The sequence below is a fragment of the Serratia microhaemolytica genome (genome assembly GCF_004011885.1).
Lineage (GTDB): Bacteria > Pseudomonadota > Gammaproteobacteria > Enterobacterales > Enterobacteriaceae > Serratia_G > Serratia_G microhaemolytica.
On sequence record NZ_SBEF01000106.1, the window covers coordinates 1 to 1,701 of the forward strand.

2 protein-coding genes are annotated in these 1,701 nt (G+C 43.0%); both read right to left on the minus strand.

Translation table 11 applies throughout. The annotated features are described in order from the left end of the window. Window positions 1-140: 140 nt before the first annotated feature. The gene (locus EOJ37_RS14125) at window positions 141-443 is read right to left on the minus strand and encodes a hypothetical protein (RefSeq protein WP_127960504.1); all 303 of its coding nucleotides are present in this window, start codon (window positions 441-443) and stop codon (window positions 141-143) included. Then, entirely contained in the window at window positions 443-1,654 is a 1,212-nt protein-coding gene (locus EOJ37_RS14915; protein ID WP_240651729.1) for a hypothetical protein, read from the minus strand. Before EOJ37_RS14915 ends, EOJ37_RS14125 begins: the two co-directional genes overlap by 1 nt. Window positions 1,655-1,701 lie beyond the last annotated feature (47 nt).

Here is a 1,701-nt window from a genome sequence, read left to right on the forward strand (position 1 = left end):
TGGAAAAATAGTCAACTGGACCAACTGCTGCCCCTGCCCGGTAACACCTTCTCCTCATCCACCTAATCTGCCGCTCACCTTAACCACTTAATATAAACTCGCAAGGTGAGATCGCCGGATGTTTACCTATGGGGGAGGGATTACTCTTCAACAATTTCAATTTCAAAGCCAGTAAGAAACAACTCTGCTTGTACAATCTTATCTATCAATTCATCTAGCTCTTCTTTGGGAAGTGAAACTTTCTCCATATTCTCATTAAACACACTTAATTTATAAATATACTCATGTATTTTATTTGTGTCCGGATTCCTCCCTAGCTCTCTTTCAATTTTATAAAATACCTCCCCATTTCTGTAACCAATATATTGCCTTCCGGCTGAAAATACATGATAGCCAGATTTATGCTTCACTTCTTGTGCATCAATCTTTGTGTAATCTGACATTATTTCCCTCCTGTTATTACGTTGGTTATCTCAGGATTTAATTTAAGCGCAGGAAACTCCACAGTATTGAAAATAGATGCAGGCCGTGGATTATTTAATATCCCTACTGCCGTACCCGATGCTTCTTGAGCATATCTTTGTGAAAGCCTCTCCCATAAAGGATAAGCATGTTCTGCTTCTATTCCATTAACTCCTTTATCAAAAAGCTTTAAATTATCCAGCCACTTACCACCGGGGGTTGACTCCAATGTCATTTTCCCATTGTTTTTAGCAAACAACTCAGCTTCCGCTCTTGCTCCTCTTCCTGAATAAAAAACAGCACTATTTTTAGGTGTTTTAACATTCAATTGTTCAACTACATTCTTTATATACTTCAGTCTTTGTTCTGCAGGTAATCGATTTATTTGCTCTTTAGAAAGCACCGTCTTATTGTTCATAAGAACGGCATTCGCATCACTCGCCGCCAACCTCAATGGGTCCACTTCAGCTACCGCAACATTACCTGAGCGCTTTGGAGCTGATGATGAGCCAGCACGCACATCTGTGACCATCTGCCTGTAGGGTACCAGTTGATTTTCGGCTAACTTCCCCAACCCCACACCCGCAGCCTTTGCCCCATACACCATACCGACAGTATCCTGTATGGTCATCGCAATCCTTGCCCAAGTTGGCAGTTTATCCACGGCTTCTTGGTATTTTCTGGCATATTCTACCGATTCAGCTTGATCCTGTGCCAGCTTGGCCTTCGCTTGCTCAAGAGTGTAGCCGTTTTCGAGTAAACCAATCAACTGATGTGAATAATCACCGATCAATTCGGCATAGTGTGCCATCTCGTCAGGAAATTGTTCGCGTAGGTCGTAGTAGGTTTGGTATTCGGCGTAACCCCGGTAGCTTTCTTGTGCCTGTAACAGTTTTTTGTGTTCTGTCAGACAGGCGGCACTGGTCTCATCTTCACACGCCGTGAACAGATTTTGCTGCTGTTGTGCTGCTTTTTTTACCAGATTAGCCCGTTGTTGCTGCTCATTGGCATTGAGTGTACCGATAGTCGCTTTACGATCAAGCGCACTTTTGCGTACCTGATCAGCGGCATTGAGATAGCCATTTTGAGTTTTACTCGCTGTGCGAGCAGCAATAATCGGGTTGAGCCGAGTAAACAACTGATTGTAGTTTTCAGGTAACGCAAAGTAGCTGTATTCGGTATTGCTGATCAAATGCCGACAACGGATATAGTCATAACGCACACTGATGTGTTCAATCT